Consider the following 16,038-nt stretch of genomic DNA (forward strand, 5'->3'; position numbering starts at 1 on the left):
TATGGATTTCCTTTACGTTCTTGCAGGCATCATCATCTTGCTTATACTGATCATCAAAAAGATCAACCCCATGCTTGCCCTCCTTATTGCCTCCATTGCGACCGGACTGATGCTGGGCATGCCAATACTTAAGGTGATGACCTCGGTAAACAATGGCATCGGCAGTACGCTGGGCAGTATGACCATGGTCCTTGCACTTGGAGCCATGATTGGTAAACTTGCTGAAGATAGTGGTGCCGCGAAGAGCATCGTGGTGGTTTTAATCAGATTGTTTGGCGCCAAACATATTCAATGGGCTGTATTGATTACCGGGATCCTGGTCGGCATTCCGCTTTTCTACAATGCCGGTTTCGTGGTGCTCATCCCACTCGTATTTGCAATCGCTGGTGCCGCAAAGCTGCCGAAGCTCTATGTCGGTATTCCAATGGCGGCGGCACTTTCCGTTACCCATGGCTATTTACCGCCGCACCCTGGTCCGGTAGCACTTGCTGGTATCTTCCATGCCGACATTGGGAAATTGCTGATTTATGGATTTATCCTCAGCATCCCCATCGCTATAGCAGCTGGAATTTTCTTTCCGCGAATGATCATCAAGAGGGATAAAACCGTCGATCAACATCAGCTCATTACCTTTGATGACCTGCATCTGCTGCCACCGGCTTTTAAAAGCTTTATCATTGCGCTGTCACCCATCGTGTTGATCACCGCAGGTACATTGGGTACACTAGCCTTTGCAGATGGACCTGCCAGAGCTTTCTTCATCTTCATATCCGACCCTACCATAGCATTATTGATTGCCTTGTTCATCACCTTGCTGATGCTAAACCTTCCTATCGCTAAAGCAATGGACTCCTGCACCGACGGGGTTAAGGGCGTTGCCATGATCCTACTGATCATTGCGGCCGGCGGTGCATTTAAACAGATATTGGTAGACAGCGGTATCGGAGACGATGTAAAGACCCTTGCGAACAGCATCAATGCTTCACCACTCTTCCTGGGATGGCTAATCGCTGCATTACTGCGGGTAACACTTGGCTCGGCGACGGTTGCCGCACTTACAGCCTCTGGCATGGTGGTGCCGTTGGTTGTTGCAGGTGCATCACCAGAGCTGATGGTGTTGGCTGTAGGTGCGGGTAGTTTGATGTTTTCACACGTTAATGATACGGGTTTCTGGATGTTTAAAGAGTATTTCGGACTCAGTCTTAAGGAAACATTTAAAACTTGGACCCTTATGGAAACCATCGTTTCGGTACTCGGCATTGTCGGTGTTCTGATCTTAAACTACTTCATTTACTAACGTATCAAACTGAATAGATTGGCCGATTTGGCCTTAAAATTGCTCAATAACAGCCGTAAAGCGCAAAAACAGCCTTTATCTATATCAAAGATGAAAGACAACTCAAAAGTGATTGTAAATCTTTTAGCGGGAGTGGCTGTAGGTGCAGCCTTAGGAATTTTGTTCGCGCCAACGAAAGGCAGAAATTCACGCCGTAAGATAGATCTCTTTTTTACCAACTTTAGCGATACCCTGATTGACAATGCAGAAAACCAGTACAACCTGCTGGATAACTTCAAGGATGGACTGAAATACGCCGTTCGTGAACGTCTTGAACAACAACGCGCCAAGCTTATTGGCAAATAGCCTATGAACCTTTCTTTACTAAACAAAACTGCTGTTATTTGTGGAAGCTCACAAGGAATTGGTTTTGCCGCCGCCGTTGAACTCGCCGAGCTTGGTACAAACTGCATATTGATTGCCAGGAATGAGGCAAGCCTCCAGCAAGCGTTAACAAAAATCCCAGCAGCATCTGGTCAGCAACACCAGTATAAGGTGGCGGACTTTTCAGATACGCGTGCCGTGCAGAAAGCCATTGAAGAAATCATAAGCAACCAGCCTGTTCATATACTGGTGAACAATTCCGGAGGTCCGAAGGCAGGTCCGATAGAAAACGCCGCCTTGGACGAATTTACAGCGGCTTTCCAGCAACATTTGATCAATAATCAGCTCTTGGTAAATGCTGTACTTCCAGGTATGCGCGAGGTTAACTATGGCCGCATCATCAATGTGATATCGACTTCTATCAAAACACCCCTTGCTGGTCTGGGCGTTTCGAATATCATCAGAGCTGCAGTTGCCGCCTGGGCGAAAACCTTGGCAAATGAAATTGGTGCTTATAACATTACCGTGAATAATATACTTCCTGGCCTTACGGAAACTGCACGACTAAGCAGCCTGGTTGCCGGGACAGCAGCAAAAGAAAATAAGAGTGAAGCCGAAGTTGAAGCGGCTTTAAAAGCAAGCATACCTTTGAAACGATTTGGTCAGGCTTCAGAGTTGGCCAACGTTATCGCCTTCTTAGCAAGCCCGGCGGCAGCCTATGTACATGGGGTCAGTATACCAGTTGATGGTGGAAGAACACCTAGCCTGGCCTAACCGCTGAGGAAATAAAAAAAGCTTAAGAAAACAGTGCGGGATTCAAAGGGCAGTTTTTACAACGCTTGCCCTTTTTATACTTTTCACAGCACTTTTTCTTAAGCTTCTTAATTTTTAAATCTTTAAGGATCTCCTTGGTAAGGACCTTTTTCAATTCCTTCTTGGAATCCTTTTTTTCAGATTTATCTTTCTTTGACAAAATCGCTCTGGTTATTCAGCCTCACTGGTATATTCAATTTTACCAACATGCTTATCAATTTCCCATCTTCCGGTACCTTCTTCGCCAATAACTTCGAATAGTTCCAGCGCACGTCTGGCTTTATATTCTTCCTCACGTTGCTCTTTGAAGAACCAGTTCAGGAATTCAAGGGTCACAAAATCAGATTCTTTATAACAACGAGCTGCGATGTTCTTAATAGACTGTGTAATGTTAACTTCTTGTTCCAATGCTTCTTCAAAAACCTCTCTAAAGCTGTTAAATTCATTCTTGATATTGGTAATTTCGGGAGAAATTGCTACCCCACCCATGTCAAGTACATATTTATAGAACTTCAATTGATGCATTCGCTCTTCCTCTGCTTGTTTGAAGAAGTAATCTGCTGAATAATCAAATCCATTGCGATTACACCATGAAGCCATTGCAAGATAGAGTGATGATGAATGTGCTTCTTTTTTTATCTGTTGGTTTAGCAATACTTCTACATCTGCAGAAAGCAAGCATTTAATGCGCATGATATCTTTCATATTCCTTGTGTTTAAAACTGATTTAAACCAAAAATAGTGCTACAAATCTATTAACACGTTTTTATTAGAAATATGGAAGCAGTCTAAAGAAGATTAAGCAATCACGCGGTGTAACCGGTCCTGGATAATGTGATTTAATTCCAGCATTACAAAAGTACCTTGCAGCAGATCCTTAATGGCAATGATCTCCATCAACGATAACACATAACAATGGTCGCAGGCACAAATGAAGATGATTTCAAGATCCCCAGACTTATCATTGCTCAGGAGCAAGGCCTCAATATCAATGTTATAAACTGCCTTTTTTAGCTTTAAGATGTTACGATAATCAAAACGTGCAATTTTCCCCGCAAAATCAATAAACCAGCATTTCTCCTCATCGGATTGATAGATGGTTCCGGAAGTATTTCCGTACACTTTATTCCAGTTTAAAGAAGGGACGTATGTATTTGGCTTCATTAAATGTGATTATGTACAAATGTTAGCATTATTTAGATTTAATCCAAACTAAAGATCAATTATCTGAAATTCTATCTGTAACAATTCTAATTAAGAAAAACGCGAGGTAAAAAACGTAGGTGCTGCCAGGCCCCTGATTTCTTACGATATGATAAGATCTCGCTGTCTTACAAGCCGTAAATTTGAATATCAAAACAAAACAACATGGAAAATCAAATCTTAGGCATTCATCACATCACCGCTATTGCGGGGAAAGCCAAAACCAATTATGATTTTTACACCAAGGTACTTGGGCTTCGTTTCATTAAAAAGACAGTGAATTTTGATGATCCAAATACCTATCACTTCTATTACGGTAACGAAGAAGGAACACCGGGCACCATTCTAACCTTCTTCCCTTGGGAAGGGATCCAGGCTGGGCGTAGAGGTACCAGACAGGTCACTGAGATTGGGTACAGCGTTCCTGCTGGTAGCCTGGAATTCTGGCAAAAGCGCCTTGATGATCACCACGTCATATACAATAAGGTTGCAGAGAAATTCGGGGAGCAGTATCTCACCTTCCTTGATCCGGACGGCTTGAAGTTTGAGCTTACCGTTGCAAAGCAGCAGGATACCAGAGTGCCATGGACTACAGCTGACGTTTCGGCGGCACATGCCATCCGCGGCTTTCACCACATTACCATCACCAGCAATAAGATTGAAAAAACTGCTGCTGTCTTAACTGAACTTCTGGGCTACCAATTACAGGAACAAGTGGTGAACCGGTCCAGATTCGTTACTGATACAGTTGCAGAAGCTGCTATAGTCGATCTTGTGGAAGCAACTGGTGAAGCAGCTGGACTTGTCGCAGGCGGTTCTGTACACCATGTGGCCTTCCGGGTAAAGGACGAAGCAACGCTTATGTACTACCGGGATAAAATCAGCGCCATGGGTTTAAACATCACGGAAAAAATTGACCGAAACTATTTCTATTCGCTCTACTTCCGCGAACCTGGAGGTGTACTCTTTGAGCTTGCGACAGACAACCCGGGCTTTATGATCGATGAAAGCAAGGAGGAACTAGGCCAACATCTGCTGTTACCGGCACAATATGAAGAACACCGGTCTGCTATTGAAGCGGTCTTGCCAAAGCTCGACTAACACAATTTTCAAACGATCTTAAATGAGTAAAATGGAAGTTAAAAATAATCAGTATGCTGCAGCGGGAACCCCGCTGGCAACGGCTAAAAGTGCATTGATCATGATCCATGGTCGTGGTGCGAGTGCTACGGGCATATTGCCACTGGCGGCCGAACTTCAGCTGCCCGAACATACCGCGGTGTTTGCACCGCAAGCGCCCGGGAATACCTGGTATCCGGCAAGTTTCATTGCGCCGCTGTCGTTCAATCAACCGGCACTGGATCTGGCACTCGCCTCGATACACCGCCTCGTAGCGGAAATAACTGCCGCCGGCATTCCGAAACGAAACATTTACTTTCTGGGATTCTCCCAGGGTGCTTGCCTGAGCTTGGAGTATGTCAGCAGAAATGCCGAACGTTATGGAGGTGTGGTTGCGTTTACCGGCGGACTGATTGGTGAAGTTTTGGAACAAACCACCTATATGGGTGATTTTGCGCAAACACCGATCCTGATCTCTACCAGTAACCCCGATCATCATGTGCCGCTTAAACGCGTCAAAGACTCTGGTTGCCTGTTAGAAAGGATGAATGCCAGGATTACAGTGGTTGCTTACCCCAACAAACCACACAACATCACTGACGAGGAGATTGAGCTTGCAAACAAGGTGATCTTTCAAACGCCTATCCAGCACGTTTAAATATACAAGTACAGCAAAAAAGGCCAACACTTAAATGTTGGCCTTTTTTAATGATTGGGTATGCAGCTTAATGACTTAGATCCGGCTGAAAAAGTGCAAAACACTCATTTGCAATTTCAAGCTCTTCATTCGTCTTCGCTACAAGTATTTTGACCTTTGCATTCGGCTGATTGACTTCAAAGATTTGTCCGCCAGCAACTTTATTCTGCTCTTCGTCGAACGCTATGCCCAGGTATTCCAGTGCGTCGCAAACCATGGCCCGCATAACCCTGTCATTCTCTCCTACGCCGCCGGTAAACACCACCGCGTCTATGCCGTTCAATACCGCCGCATAAGCACCGATAAACTTCTTGATCCGGTAAGCATACAACTTTAAGGCAAGTGCGGCCTCTTTCGAACCCTGGTCCGCAAGCTTATGAACGTCACGCAGGTCGTTTGAACCGGCCATACCTAGTAGCCCCGCCCCTTTATTTAATAAATTACTCACCTGAGCCACGGTAAACTGCTCCTGATCAATGAGGTGAAATACCACCGATGGGTCAATATCGCCCGAACGGGTGCCCATAACGAGTCCACTCAAAGGCCCGAACCCCATGCTGGTTTCTATAGACTTTCCTGCTTTGACCGCGGCTACACTACAGCCGTTGCCCAGATGCAAGGTGATTAACCGCGCATCCGGATTGCCAAGATATGCCATTGCCTGCTTGGATACGTTTTTGTGGCTGGTACCATGAAAGCCATAAACCCGAACACCATAATCCTCGTAATACGACTTTGGAATAGCATAACGATACGCGTAATCTGGCAAGGTATGATGAAACGCAGTGTCAAAGACAGCAACCTGCTTCGCTTTAGGAAAGGTATGTTCAGCAACTTCAATGCAGGTATAACTTACCTGATTATGCAGCGGTGCAAGTGAAAATAAGGCTTTGATCTGTTCTTTTACCTCCGGCGTGATTTCCGTGGCACGACAGAACTTCTCCCCACCGTGTACCACGCGGTGCCCCACCAGATCAACATCGTCAGGGCCATGTATGATCCCTTTCGCACTTAAAGCATTCAACACTTCTTTGAGCGCCTCACCATGGTTTGTTACCGTAGAACCCGGCAGACCTATTCTTTCTACTAAACCCGTGGTCAGGGGGTCGGTAGCAGGCATATTAAAAAATTGATATTTTAAGGAGCTGCTTCCTGAGTTAATCACAAGGATCTTCATCTAACTTATTATATTATACTTCCTGGCATTGAATTGCAGTAATGACAACGGTATTAAAAATGTCATCCACGGTACAACCCCTGCTTAAATCGTTAATTGGTTTATTTAATCCCTGCAACATTGGCCCTATGGCCAATGCACCGGTTTCTCTTTGAACTGCTTTATACGTGTTGTTACCGGTATTTAAATCCGGAAAAATCAGCACACTTGCTTTCCCGGCAACTTCAGAGCCTGGAAGCTTTTGCTGTCCTACATCGGGATCTACCGCGGCATCATACTGTATAGGTCCTTCAATCTTCAGATCCGGCCTTCTTTCGCGTACAATGTTTGTCGCCTCACGTACACGTTCAACGTCCTCTCCTGCACCGGAACTACCGGAAGAATAAGACAACATCGCAATTCTCGGCTCTATGCCAAACCGGATGCTGCTCTCCGCAGAAGAAATTGCAATCTCTGCCAACTCCGTTGCTGTTGGATTCGGGTTTACCGCACAATCCCCGAATACGGCGACACGCTCAGGTAAACACATGAAAAACACCGAAGAAACGACAGATACACCCGGACGCGTTTTAATAAACTGCAAGGCTGGTCTGATCGTGTGTTGCGTGGTATGTACCGCGCCAGACACCATACCATCCGCATGCCCTTTATACACCATCATGGTGCCGAAATAGGAAACGTCGGTCATCATATCCGTAGCCATCTCCAGATTTACATTCTTATTTTTCCTCAATTCATAAAGCGTCTGTACGTAGTCGTCATAGTGCTCTGAAGTTTTTGGATTTACAATATGAATGGTACTTAAATCCAAGTTCAGGCCCAGTCTTTTCAGCGATAAGCCTATTTCTGTCGGATCTCCAAGAATGGTCAATTCTACCAGATCCTGGCTCATGATCCTGGCCGCAGCTTTCAATATCCTGTCGTCATTACCTTCTGGTAATACAATATGTTTTTTAATGCTTTTCGCTCTTTTAACCAGTTGATACTGGAACATATGGGGTGTGATGCCTTCCGGAGTAAAGGTAATGATCTTATCATCTAATGCCTTCAGATCCACATATTTCTCGAACACCTGTATGGCAAGCTGAATCTTCTTCTTATTGTCTTTTGTAATTCTGGAGTGGATATGCCCGATAGCATTGCTGGTTTCGAAAGTCCCCGTTTTTACGCTGATGATCGGCATCACCGTTTGCAGACCTTCTATCAATTTCATAACCGGTTGGTCCGGAATACTGCCAACTGTTAACACAATTCCAGCGACTTTAGGGTAATTTGTCGACTGATTGGCCTGTAAAGCACCTATAATGATGTCACCACGGTCGCCTGGAGTCACAATCAACACATTTTCCTTGATGTGGTTCAGAAAATTAGGGAGCATCATTGCGCCGGTCACAAAGTTGTCGACCTGGTTAGACATCAGCTCTTCCCCAAATAATACGTTTCCGTTTAGCGCTTCTGTGATCTCCTGCATGGTCGGACTTTGTAATCCGCTTTCCATGGGGATCACCGTTAACATGATATCTGCAGGGACTTGTGCAAGCAACAACTGTCTAATATCTTCCACATTTTCCTGCTTCACCATGTTTACCACCATCCCAAGCACCTGCACATCGCGGGAAGAAAAATTCCTGAAGATGTTGATCGCGGTGTTCACCACCTGGGCCGTAGATTTATGTTCACCGGTTACTACGATTAGCACCGGTGCGGCCAGGTTTTTAGCTATAAGCACATTCGACTCAAACTCGAAAGCGGTGCCCTCACCAAGGAAGTCACTGCCTTCAATTACCGTAAACTCATAGTTTTCTTCTGCCTTTTTATATTTGCTGATGATCGTGTCGATGATCTCACTGCTATTTTCCGTTTGCGGCTGGTGCAATACTTGTTGGCCAGTAAACGCAAAAGTGTCGCTGTAATTAATTGGTAAATTAAAGAAATCTAAAATTGCTTCTATGTGTTGTTCTTTGTGATCAGCATCTTCCTGCGTGATGATTGGTTTGAAGTAGCCAACCTTCTGCGTTTTTGAAAGAAGCATGTTGATTAGGCCAAAGGCGATGACGGATTTTCCGGTATAAGGCTCTGCGGAAGCTATAAAAATGTTCTTAGTCATTAGAAGATGTTTATAGTGGGCAATATGCATTTTTTTTGCCACTCCGGCCAGCTTAAAGCAGGGATTTCCCCCCATCAGCCATTATTAGGTTCAAATTACAATGTTTTGCAATACTGTTAATATATTTACCGATTCTTGGCGCATGCTTTGATAATGGCGTGTAAGGATAAAGAAAATTGATTGAATGGATAACACTGAAACTCCCGTCGTACCGGAGCAGGTTGATAAAAAACCCGGAATTTTTTCGAGGATGTTTATCACCCTGGCTGAGGTATACAGCTTTATTGCCCGGTTCTTTAAAGAAGCATTTCTACCACCATTTGAGGGCAAAGAGCTACTGCGACAATGCTTCGAGATTGGGTACCGCTCTGCCCTGCTGATTTCAACTACCGGCTTCATCACTGGAGTCGTATTTACCAAACAGTCCAGGCCCTCACTGGCAGAATTTGGCGCCACCTCCTGGCTACCCTCCCTTGTAGGTATTGCGCTGTTGCGAACACTTGCACCCCTGTTAACCGGTTTAATTGCCGCTGGTAAGGTGGGCTCCAGCATCGGTGCCGAACTTGGTTCCATGCGCGTAACCGAACAGATCGATGCCATGGAAGTCTCCGCAACCAACCCTTTTAAATTTCTGGTTGCAACCCGCGTACTTGCCGCCACCATCACCGTCCCCATTCTTACTTTCTATACCGGATTGATCGGCATGCTTGGTGCGCTCCTGAACGTTGCTATGTTTGAAGAAACCAGTGCTAAACTGTTCTTCCAGTCCTCTCTAGAACAAATTACCTTTCTGGATATAACGGCATCAACAGTGAAGGCCATCCTCTTTGGATTCACCATTGGGGTTGTGGGCTGCTACCAGGGCTATAATTCCTCCAAAGGCACCGAAGGCGTGGGAAAAGCCGCCAACTCTGCTGTAGTTATTTCCATGTTCCTGATCTTCATTGAGGAAGTGATTTCTGTTCAGTTCTTTGGTTTATTCAGATCCTAATCCGCAGTTATGACATCAAGACCGATTACAGATACTAACCTGGAAAAGGTTATCGAGATAAAAGGATTAACCAAGTCTTTCGGAAATTTTCATGTACTCCGGGGTGTAGATCTAAACCTTCACCGCGGTGAAAACCTTGTTGTACTTGGAAAATCCGGAACTGGAAAATCAGTGTTGATCAAGATTATTATAGGTCTCCTGAAGCCCGACAATGGCATGGTGAAGGTTTTGGGTAACAACGTCGATGAGATCAGCTACAAGGAATTGCTCGCTTTGCGCCTCGACGTAGGCTTTTCCTTCCAGAACAGCGCACTATATGATAGTATGACGGTTCGGGAGAACTTGGAGTTTCCGCTGGTACGTAACCGCAAAGGTATTACCAGAGCTGAAGTAAATCGCGCTGTGGAGGGCACCCTGGACGCCGTAGGATTACTGCAGGCCATCAATCAGATGCCTTCAGAATTATCCGGTGGGCAGCGCAAGCGCATTGGTATAGCACGTACGCTGATCCTGCAGCCTAAAATTATGCTGTATGATGAACCTACAGCAGGTTTGGATCCAATAACCTGCCTGGAGATCAACAGTCTGATCAACGAAGTACAGGAACGGTATAAAACCAGTTCCATAATTATTACCCATGATTTAACCTGCGCAAGAGCGGTGGGTAACCGCGTGGCCATGTTGTTGGACGGACAGTTTCAAAGGCAAGGTACTTTCGATGAGGTTTTTGACACAAATGATGAAAGGGTAAAACCTTTTTACGATTACAACTTTATAAAATAATAGCATGGCACAATCAGATAACCGTAAACAGATCACCACAGGCGTATTCATATTCGTAGGCCTGGTGATTTTTGTACTGGCAATTTTCACCTTAGGCGGGCAGCGTAAAACCTTTGTTAAAAGCTTTACTTTGAACGTCGTATTTTCAGACATTCAGGGTTTAAAAGCCGGTAATAACGTATGGTATTCAGGTGTTAAGGTCGGTACGATCAAGAAGATCCAGTTCTATGGCAAGTCGGAAGTGCAGGTATTCCTTAGCGTCGAAGAAGAAGCACACAAGTATATTCATAAGAATGCAACTGCGAGCATAAGTTCTGATGGACTGATCGGAAACAAGATCATTGTAATTAATGGCGGTGATCCGAAATATCCTTTTATTGAAGATGGTGACCGCCTGCAGGTGGCTACAACACTTTCCACAGACGACATCATGAAGACCTTCCAGGTGAACAACAAAAACCTGGTAGACATCACCGGTGATTTCAAGACCCTTGCAAGGGGCCTTGTAGAAGGAAAAGGTTCTGCCGGCGCACTACTCTCTGATGAAAAAATTGCCAACAACTTCCGGAAGATTGTTAGCAACCTGGAGCGTACCACAACTTCTACGGATCGTATGGCCAGAGAGCTGGATCAGTTCAGCAAAACATTAAACACTAAAGGTGGCCTTGCGGATAAACTCCTAACAGATACGGCTGTATTCGCACAATTAAGCCGCTCGGTCAATGAGCTTCAACGAACAGCGCGTGCTGCAGCTGAAATGACGCAGAATCTAAATGCGGCATCTGCTAAGTTGAACCAATCTGACAACGCTGCTGGTCTTCTACTTAATGACAAACAAACGGCTGATCAGGTTCGATCCATTATGACAAACCTGGAAACAAGTTCTAAGAAACTCGACGAGGATCTGGAAGCCTTGCAAAGCAACTTCCTCTTCCGTGGGTTCTTCAAAAAGCGCGCTAAAGAAGAAGCTAAGGCAGCCAAAGCACAACAGTAAGGCAATTTTTTCCAAACCATTCGATATGCAGGTTGTTCTAAAATAAAACAAACAATCGTTATGGCAAAGCAAACAGATGGTGCGAAAGGCACTACAACAAGCGAAGAGAAAAAAGATACGAAGAAAGCCAAAGGCACCGAGCCTCAAGATGTCATTTCTTCGAAGGATGCTAAACCGGTAAAAGTCACCAAGAAAGAAAAGTAATAAGCCCAAGCCCTGGTCATCTGAATGAACCAGGGCTTGTTCGTAATACCCCTCCCTTACATGCTAAGCAAACAGCACCCCCGCGAAAAGCCCGGCATCTTTGCCGATGCATGTTGCAATTAAATTCAAGCATTAGAAACAACAGACCAGCACCTGACGCATAGCTGCAACACAGCTTACACACAGATTGCGTGGGTGAGGTGTGCTTGAGGTGTGGGTAAGGTGTGGCTGAGCTGTGCGAAAAGTACAAGCAAAATAAAAGCCGGTCAACTTGGTTGACCGGCTTTATAATTGAACCGTTGGTTCGTGTATTTAGAATCGCATAAATGCGGCGACTTTACTGTCTGCGGGCATTTTTTCCTGCTCCAGCACGTGCACTGCACCTCCATTTTTCAAGGTTTTGATCGCAGCCTTATTCAACAGGCAGGTATCTCCTTCCTGTTTTTCCTCGTGGATCACCAACTCGTTGGAGGCCTCGTCGAAGGTGCCCCAGATGTGTGCATCTTTCACGATGAACAAGTCAGAGATCTGGCTGTAAAAACTTGCAGGGATCACATCTTCTGGAATGGAAGATGTTAATTCGGTCGTTGAATTATCGTAGTAGGTTTTCAATGCCTTGCGTACATGCTCCTTGAAGAACGGTGCCGCAATTTCACGCACCTTCTGGTATACCGAATTCTTATCTTCGTGATCGAAGTTGCCAGTAAGACTTTGCTCAACAACATTATACTTGGAGATCTGGCGGTATAAGCCTGTGATCTGCTCAGTTCCGGCAAGGATTAGCGGCGCAGACTCCTGCGACAGCAGTTCCGTCCACAAGGTTTGATTCACCTCTTTAAGGTATTGGATCACCCATTCCGTTTCATCTGCAAGCCCAGGTCCATGTCCGTGAAAGTTCGCGCCTGAAATAGCACCTCTTCCCGCACCAGCACCAGCCCTGCGCATGGTTTGCTGCGTATCTTTCTCTTCGAAGTGAATCACATCATCCATACCGTTAGGTAGACCTTCAACTTCCAATAGTTCCATACCATAGGCATCACCACGGAAGATCTTCGCGTCTTTCTTGCTTAGCATCAGCAGGAAAAAGTATGCGTCGTCAGTCATGAGTGGCAGCAGCGGCAGGATATTGAACGAAGAGTTTACAAACAATTCCTCTTTCAATGGCATAGGTGTTTTGATGACCTTACAAAATCCTTCCGCGAGAAATAAAGCCAATCCTTGCGATTGCGTATTCCAGAATTCGCGATTATCTACCAGCGCTGAGCCTTCTTTTAAAATCTGTTCAACAGCAGCCTGGCTTTTGCCTTTTTCCGTTAAAATTCGTTTTGCTTGCTGCAGGTTATTCTTTAACAACAGTGCATCGTGTTTCTCATTTACTTCTACACCCGAACGATGCGCGGGTATGTAGATAGACACACAGATATCCGCTTCAAAGCCAGTTATCTCCGTGATGTCTTCCTTTAATAATACTCCCATAGATCCTAGTTATTAGCGTCGTCGTTGTAATCTACCCCTTTATTAACATTCCTGTTCACGTGTCTCATCTGAATGAGTGCTTCCTGACTGTCCGTATCTGAGATATATTTTTCCGTAATTTCATTCTCCTTATCAGGATCAATTGCCGCGAAGGCATCTTTCAATCCAGCTGTTTCATTTCCTTTACCTGAAGGTTTGCCCTTTGGAGGTACAAAACTTCCATTATTGTTTTTAGCCATAGGTTTGAATTTTAGTTTTATTAAGGTATTGTTATCTTAATAATGATTCCGGGCTAAAAATTGTTTGTAAAAATAAATCTTAGAAACGCATGCGCAGGCCAATACCCAGCTTAAATACGTCTTTAATCGACACCTCAGGCACATTTTGAAAGAAATTGACCAGATACCATTCATTACTATTGAACTCTGAATAGAGACTTAAAGACTTCAAACCAGCGGCTTTGATAAACTTGGGCTCAGAGAATTCAATTTCATTGCTGAAGGATAAATGCGGGCGGAGGGCTTCCGACCAGTAGTAATATCCTTTCGGCCAATTGTCTTTGGAGAACTTAAATTGCAGATCCTTATGCGCCGTATAGCTCAGGAAAAACCCTGGATTAAATGGATAAATGGTGCCAAGCTTATTCACTTTAATCACAAAAGGTTTGTAAGCGAATTTGGCGGTAATGATATGCAGTTCCCCCCCTTTGGATGCGGGTACATAGCCATACAGCAGGTCCAGATTCCCACGTTCATTTTTGAACAACTTATAACCTGCGCCGGCACTTAGGTAACCGATACTCCCGGCATGTTGCAGGATCAATTCATCAGGTACAAGAAACTGTTGCGCATTTGACCGGAGTCCGTTAAGTAAAAAGAGAATGATCAGGGATGGAATCTTAATAAAATACGCGTTCATGAGTCAGTTTGTTGTTAATTACAGTTACCACGATGAATTCTTTGCTTTCGATGGAGCCGGTTACGACATACCGGAAGGAATCTTCAGGCGCAGAGGTAAGGTAAGTATGGGTATGCCCGTACAGGGCAGCAAGAAAGTTAGGGGTTTGTTCAAATTGCCTTGTATATTGTGGCACGAGTTTCTGGTCAAAGTCGTCAGACAGCGGCGGCACATGGCCAACGGTAATATAGGATTGTACGCCGGCGCCAGGCTGAAGCTGCTGCGCAAGCCAACCTATATCGGGTACACGACCGTCATACCTGTACTCGCGACTATTGGTATCATGGCAAATGAACTTTGTGCCTTTATATACGAAGCTAAAGTTCAGCTCGCCAAACATCCGTTGATAAGATTCCCTGCCGCGCCCGGTTAAGTCATGGTTGCCGATCACGGTAATCACCGGCACCTGTGCTTTCTTCATCCGCTCGGCATATCCTTCCATCTCCTGCGAATTTCCGAACTCGGTGATATCACCTGCAACGAGGATAAAATCGACATTGTCAAATGAATTTACTTTTTCAATAAAGCCGGGAATTTCTTTATAAGAACGTTGCGTGTCACCCGAAAGAATGAACTTCAGCGTATCATTTGTCGGTTGAACGGACATCAGCCTGCTTATGGCAGTTTTATTAAGATTTGTAGGTGAATTGCGATCAAAGGTTTGGTTCGGACTGTATTCGAAGGCGTTACAACCAGTTAGCATTACTGACAGAACGAGTAAATTAGTAAAAATCTTCATACTTGCTTAAAAGAAGTTGAGATGACCAAAAACAATGCCTTTCGCGCTTAGAGCCTGTCACATGGAAGCAAGGAATACGAAACTAAACTGTAACTTGTTCATAAATTTAGAATTATGAAGATTGCCGTTTTTAGCACCTACACCTATGATGAAGTTTATTTGAGCAGGTTTAACACCGGGCATGAGCTAAACTTTTTTGTATTACCCTTAAATGAACAAACCGTTGCCTTAACTAAAGGATACGACGCCGTTTGTATTTTCGTAAATGATACGGTGAACAACACGGTTGTGAAAGCATTACACGAAAATGGTGTTCAGTTGATCGTGTTACGCTGTGCGGGTTTCAACAACGTTGATGTTGCTGCAGCAGCAAAACTGGGCATCCCGGTTGTCCGGGTACCGGCTTATTCTCCCGAAGCTGTTGCTGAGCACGCCATGGCGCTGATCCTGACATTGAACCGTAAAACACACAAAGCCTATAACCGTGTCCGTGAAGGAAACTTCTCCCTGGAAAAGCTGATGGGCTTTAATCTACACAGCCGGAAAGTAGCCGTCATTGGCACTGGAAACATCGGCAAAGCGTTCTGTAACATCCTTCGTGGTTTTGGATGCAAGATCAGTGCCTATGACATCTATCCGGATCCGGAGCTTATTGCCGCGGGGGTGATCTACGGTACCCTGGAAGCAACGCTTTCCGAGGCCGACATCGTTTCACTACACTGCCCTTTGATGGACAGCACCCACCAGATGATTAATGCCGACACGCTACGGTTGTTCAAAAAAGGTGCAATGCTGATCAATACCAGCCGTGGCGGACTGATCAATACCATGGACGTGATATCGGCCTTAAAACATGGTCAACTGGGTTATCTCGGACTGGACGTGTATGAACAGGAAGGCAAATTGTTCTTTCAGGACTATTCCGAAGATGTCATTCAGGATGATGTCATCTTGCGTCTGATCTCTTTTCCAAATGTGCTGATTACCGCTCATCAAGGCTTTTTTACGCAGGAGGCTATGGAGCAGATCGCAGGCACCACTTTTCAGAACATTGATGCCTTTGCTGCGAAGGCGAGCTTACATAATCAAATTAAAACAGGATAAATTAAAGTTAACAA

At 44.9% G+C, this 16,038-nt stretch carries 18 protein-coding genes; 10 read left to right on the forward strand and 8 right to left on the reverse strand.

Features of this window, described 5'->3' with window-relative positions; genetic code table 11:
• Position 1 precedes the first annotated feature (1 nt).
• The 3 genes from ACTHQF_RS09715 to ACTHQF_RS09725 all read left to right on the forward strand — a co-directional run bounded on the left by ACTHQF_RS09715 (position 2) and on the right by ACTHQF_RS09725 (position 2,434).
• A complete protein-coding gene (locus tag ACTHQF_RS09715; protein WP_440429981.1) occupies positions 2 to 1,297 on the forward strand; it encodes a gluconate:H+ symporter in 1,296 nt (431 codons plus the stop codon).
• A gap of 90 nt (positions 1,298 to 1,387) precedes the next feature.
• Positions 1,388 to 1,642, forward strand: coding sequence for a YtxH domain-containing protein (locus ACTHQF_RS09720; RefSeq protein ID WP_440429982.1), 255 nt, complete (start codon positions 1,388 to 1,390; stop codon positions 1,640 to 1,642).
• 3 nt (positions 1,643 to 1,645) lie between these two features.
• Entirely contained in the window at positions 1,646 to 2,434 is a 789-nt protein-coding gene (locus tag ACTHQF_RS09725) for an SDR family oxidoreductase (RefSeq protein WP_440429983.1), read from the forward strand.
• Between the two features lie 210 nt (positions 2,435 to 2,644).
• On the opposite strand, the gene ACTHQF_RS09730 is transcribed toward ACTHQF_RS09725, so the two are convergent.
• Together ACTHQF_RS09730 and ACTHQF_RS09735 are read right to left on the reverse strand one after the other, a co-directional pair.
• Positions 2,645 to 3,178 (reverse strand): ferritin, encoded by a 534-nt coding sequence (locus ACTHQF_RS09730; protein WP_440429984.1) that lies wholly within the window; start codon positions 3,176 to 3,178, stop codon positions 2,645 to 2,647.
• A 93-nt stretch (positions 3,179 to 3,271) separates the two neighbouring features.
• A complete protein-coding gene (locus ACTHQF_RS09735; RefSeq protein ID WP_440429985.1) occupies positions 3,272 to 3,637 on the reverse strand; it encodes a hypothetical protein in 366 nt (121 codons plus the stop codon).
• A 204-nt stretch (positions 3,638 to 3,841) separates the two neighbouring features.
• On the opposite strand from ACTHQF_RS09735, the gene ACTHQF_RS09740 reads away from it, so the two are divergent.
• A complete protein-coding gene (locus tag ACTHQF_RS09740; RefSeq protein ID WP_440429986.1) occupies positions 3,842 to 4,777 on the forward strand; it encodes a ring-cleaving dioxygenase in 936 nt (311 codons plus the stop codon).
• Positions 4,778 to 4,799: 22 nt separating this feature from the next.
• Positions 4,800 to 5,453 carry an alpha/beta hydrolase gene (locus ACTHQF_RS09745; RefSeq protein WP_440429987.1) on the forward strand — a complete coding sequence of 218 codons (654 nt, stop codon included), beginning with the start codon at positions 4,800 to 4,802 and terminating at the stop codon, positions 5,451 to 5,453.
• A gap of 67 nt (positions 5,454 to 5,520) precedes the next feature.
• On the opposite strand, the gene ACTHQF_RS09750 is transcribed toward ACTHQF_RS09745, so the two are convergent.
• Together ACTHQF_RS09750 and pta are read right to left on the reverse strand one after the other, a co-directional pair.
• Positions 5,521 to 6,669 carry an acetate/propionate family kinase gene (locus tag ACTHQF_RS09750; RefSeq protein WP_440429988.1) on the reverse strand — a complete coding sequence of 383 codons (1,149 nt, stop codon included), beginning with the start codon at positions 6,667 to 6,669 and terminating at the stop codon, positions 5,521 to 5,523.
• A gap of 13 nt (positions 6,670 to 6,682) precedes the next feature.
• Entirely contained in the window at positions 6,683 to 8,776 is a 2,094-nt protein-coding gene (gene pta, locus ACTHQF_RS09755) for a phosphate acetyltransferase (protein ID WP_440429989.1), read from the reverse strand.
• A 184-nt stretch (positions 8,777 to 8,960) separates the two neighbouring features.
• Here pta and ACTHQF_RS09760 point away from each other — a divergent pair, with 184 nt between their 5' ends.
• The 4 genes from ACTHQF_RS09760 to ACTHQF_RS09775 are packed head-to-tail and all read left to right on the forward strand — an operon-like array spanning position 8,961 to position 11,748.
• The gene (locus tag ACTHQF_RS09760; protein WP_440429991.1) at positions 8,961 to 9,767 is read left to right on the forward strand and encodes an MlaE family ABC transporter permease; all 807 of its coding nucleotides are present in this window, start codon (positions 8,961 to 8,963) and stop codon (positions 9,765 to 9,767) included.
• A 9-nt stretch (positions 9,768 to 9,776) separates the two neighbouring features.
• Positions 9,777 to 10,550: an ABC transporter ATP-binding protein gene (locus ACTHQF_RS09765; protein WP_440429993.1), complete on the forward strand. Its 774-nt coding sequence runs from the start codon at positions 9,777 to 9,779 to the stop codon at positions 10,548 to 10,550.
• A gap of 4 nt (positions 10,551 to 10,554) precedes the next feature.
• Positions 10,555 to 11,544 (forward strand): MlaD family protein, encoded by a 990-nt coding sequence (locus ACTHQF_RS09770; RefSeq protein ID WP_440429994.1) that lies wholly within the window; start codon positions 10,555 to 10,557, stop codon positions 11,542 to 11,544.
• Between the two features lie 60 nt (positions 11,545 to 11,604).
• Positions 11,605 to 11,748, forward strand: coding sequence for a hypothetical protein (locus tag ACTHQF_RS09775; RefSeq protein ID WP_440429995.1), 144 nt, complete (start codon positions 11,605 to 11,607; stop codon positions 11,746 to 11,748).
• Between the two features lie 312 nt (positions 11,749 to 12,060).
• Here the strand turns inward: ACTHQF_RS09775 and ACTHQF_RS09780 are convergent, their stop codons facing one another.
• The 4 genes from ACTHQF_RS09780 to ACTHQF_RS09795 all read right to left on the reverse strand — a co-directional run bounded on the left by ACTHQF_RS09780 (position 12,061) and on the right by ACTHQF_RS09795 (position 14,920).
• On the reverse strand, positions 12,061 to 13,224 hold the full coding sequence (locus ACTHQF_RS09780) for a baeRF7 domain-containing protein (RefSeq protein WP_440429996.1): 1,164 nt from the start codon (positions 13,222 to 13,224) through the stop codon (positions 12,061 to 12,063).
• 5 nt (positions 13,225 to 13,229) lie between these two features.
• Positions 13,230 to 13,463, reverse strand: a complete 234-nt coding sequence (locus tag ACTHQF_RS09785) for a hypothetical protein (protein WP_440429997.1) — start codon at positions 13,461 to 13,463, stop codon at positions 13,230 to 13,232.
• Positions 13,464 to 13,542: 79 nt separating this feature from the next.
• Positions 13,543 to 14,142: a hypothetical protein gene (locus tag ACTHQF_RS09790; RefSeq protein WP_440429998.1), complete on the reverse strand. Its 600-nt coding sequence runs from the start codon at positions 14,140 to 14,142 to the stop codon at positions 13,543 to 13,545.
• Entirely contained in the window at positions 14,123 to 14,920 is a 798-nt protein-coding gene (locus ACTHQF_RS09795; protein WP_440429999.1) for a metallophosphoesterase family protein, read from the reverse strand. Before ACTHQF_RS09795 ends, ACTHQF_RS09790 begins: the two co-directional genes overlap by 20 nt.
• A gap of 114 nt (positions 14,921 to 15,034) precedes the next feature.
• Between ACTHQF_RS09795 and ACTHQF_RS09800 the strand changes: the two genes are divergently transcribed.
• Positions 15,035 to 16,024 (forward strand): 2-hydroxyacid dehydrogenase, encoded by a 990-nt coding sequence (locus ACTHQF_RS09800; protein WP_440430000.1) that lies wholly within the window; start codon positions 15,035 to 15,037, stop codon positions 16,022 to 16,024.
• The last annotated feature ends 14 nt before the right edge of the window (positions 16,025 to 16,038 follow it).

The organism is Pedobacter sp. SAFR-022 (assembly GCF_051965375.1).
Lineage (GTDB): Bacteria > Bacteroidota > Bacteroidia > Sphingobacteriales > Sphingobacteriaceae > Pedobacter.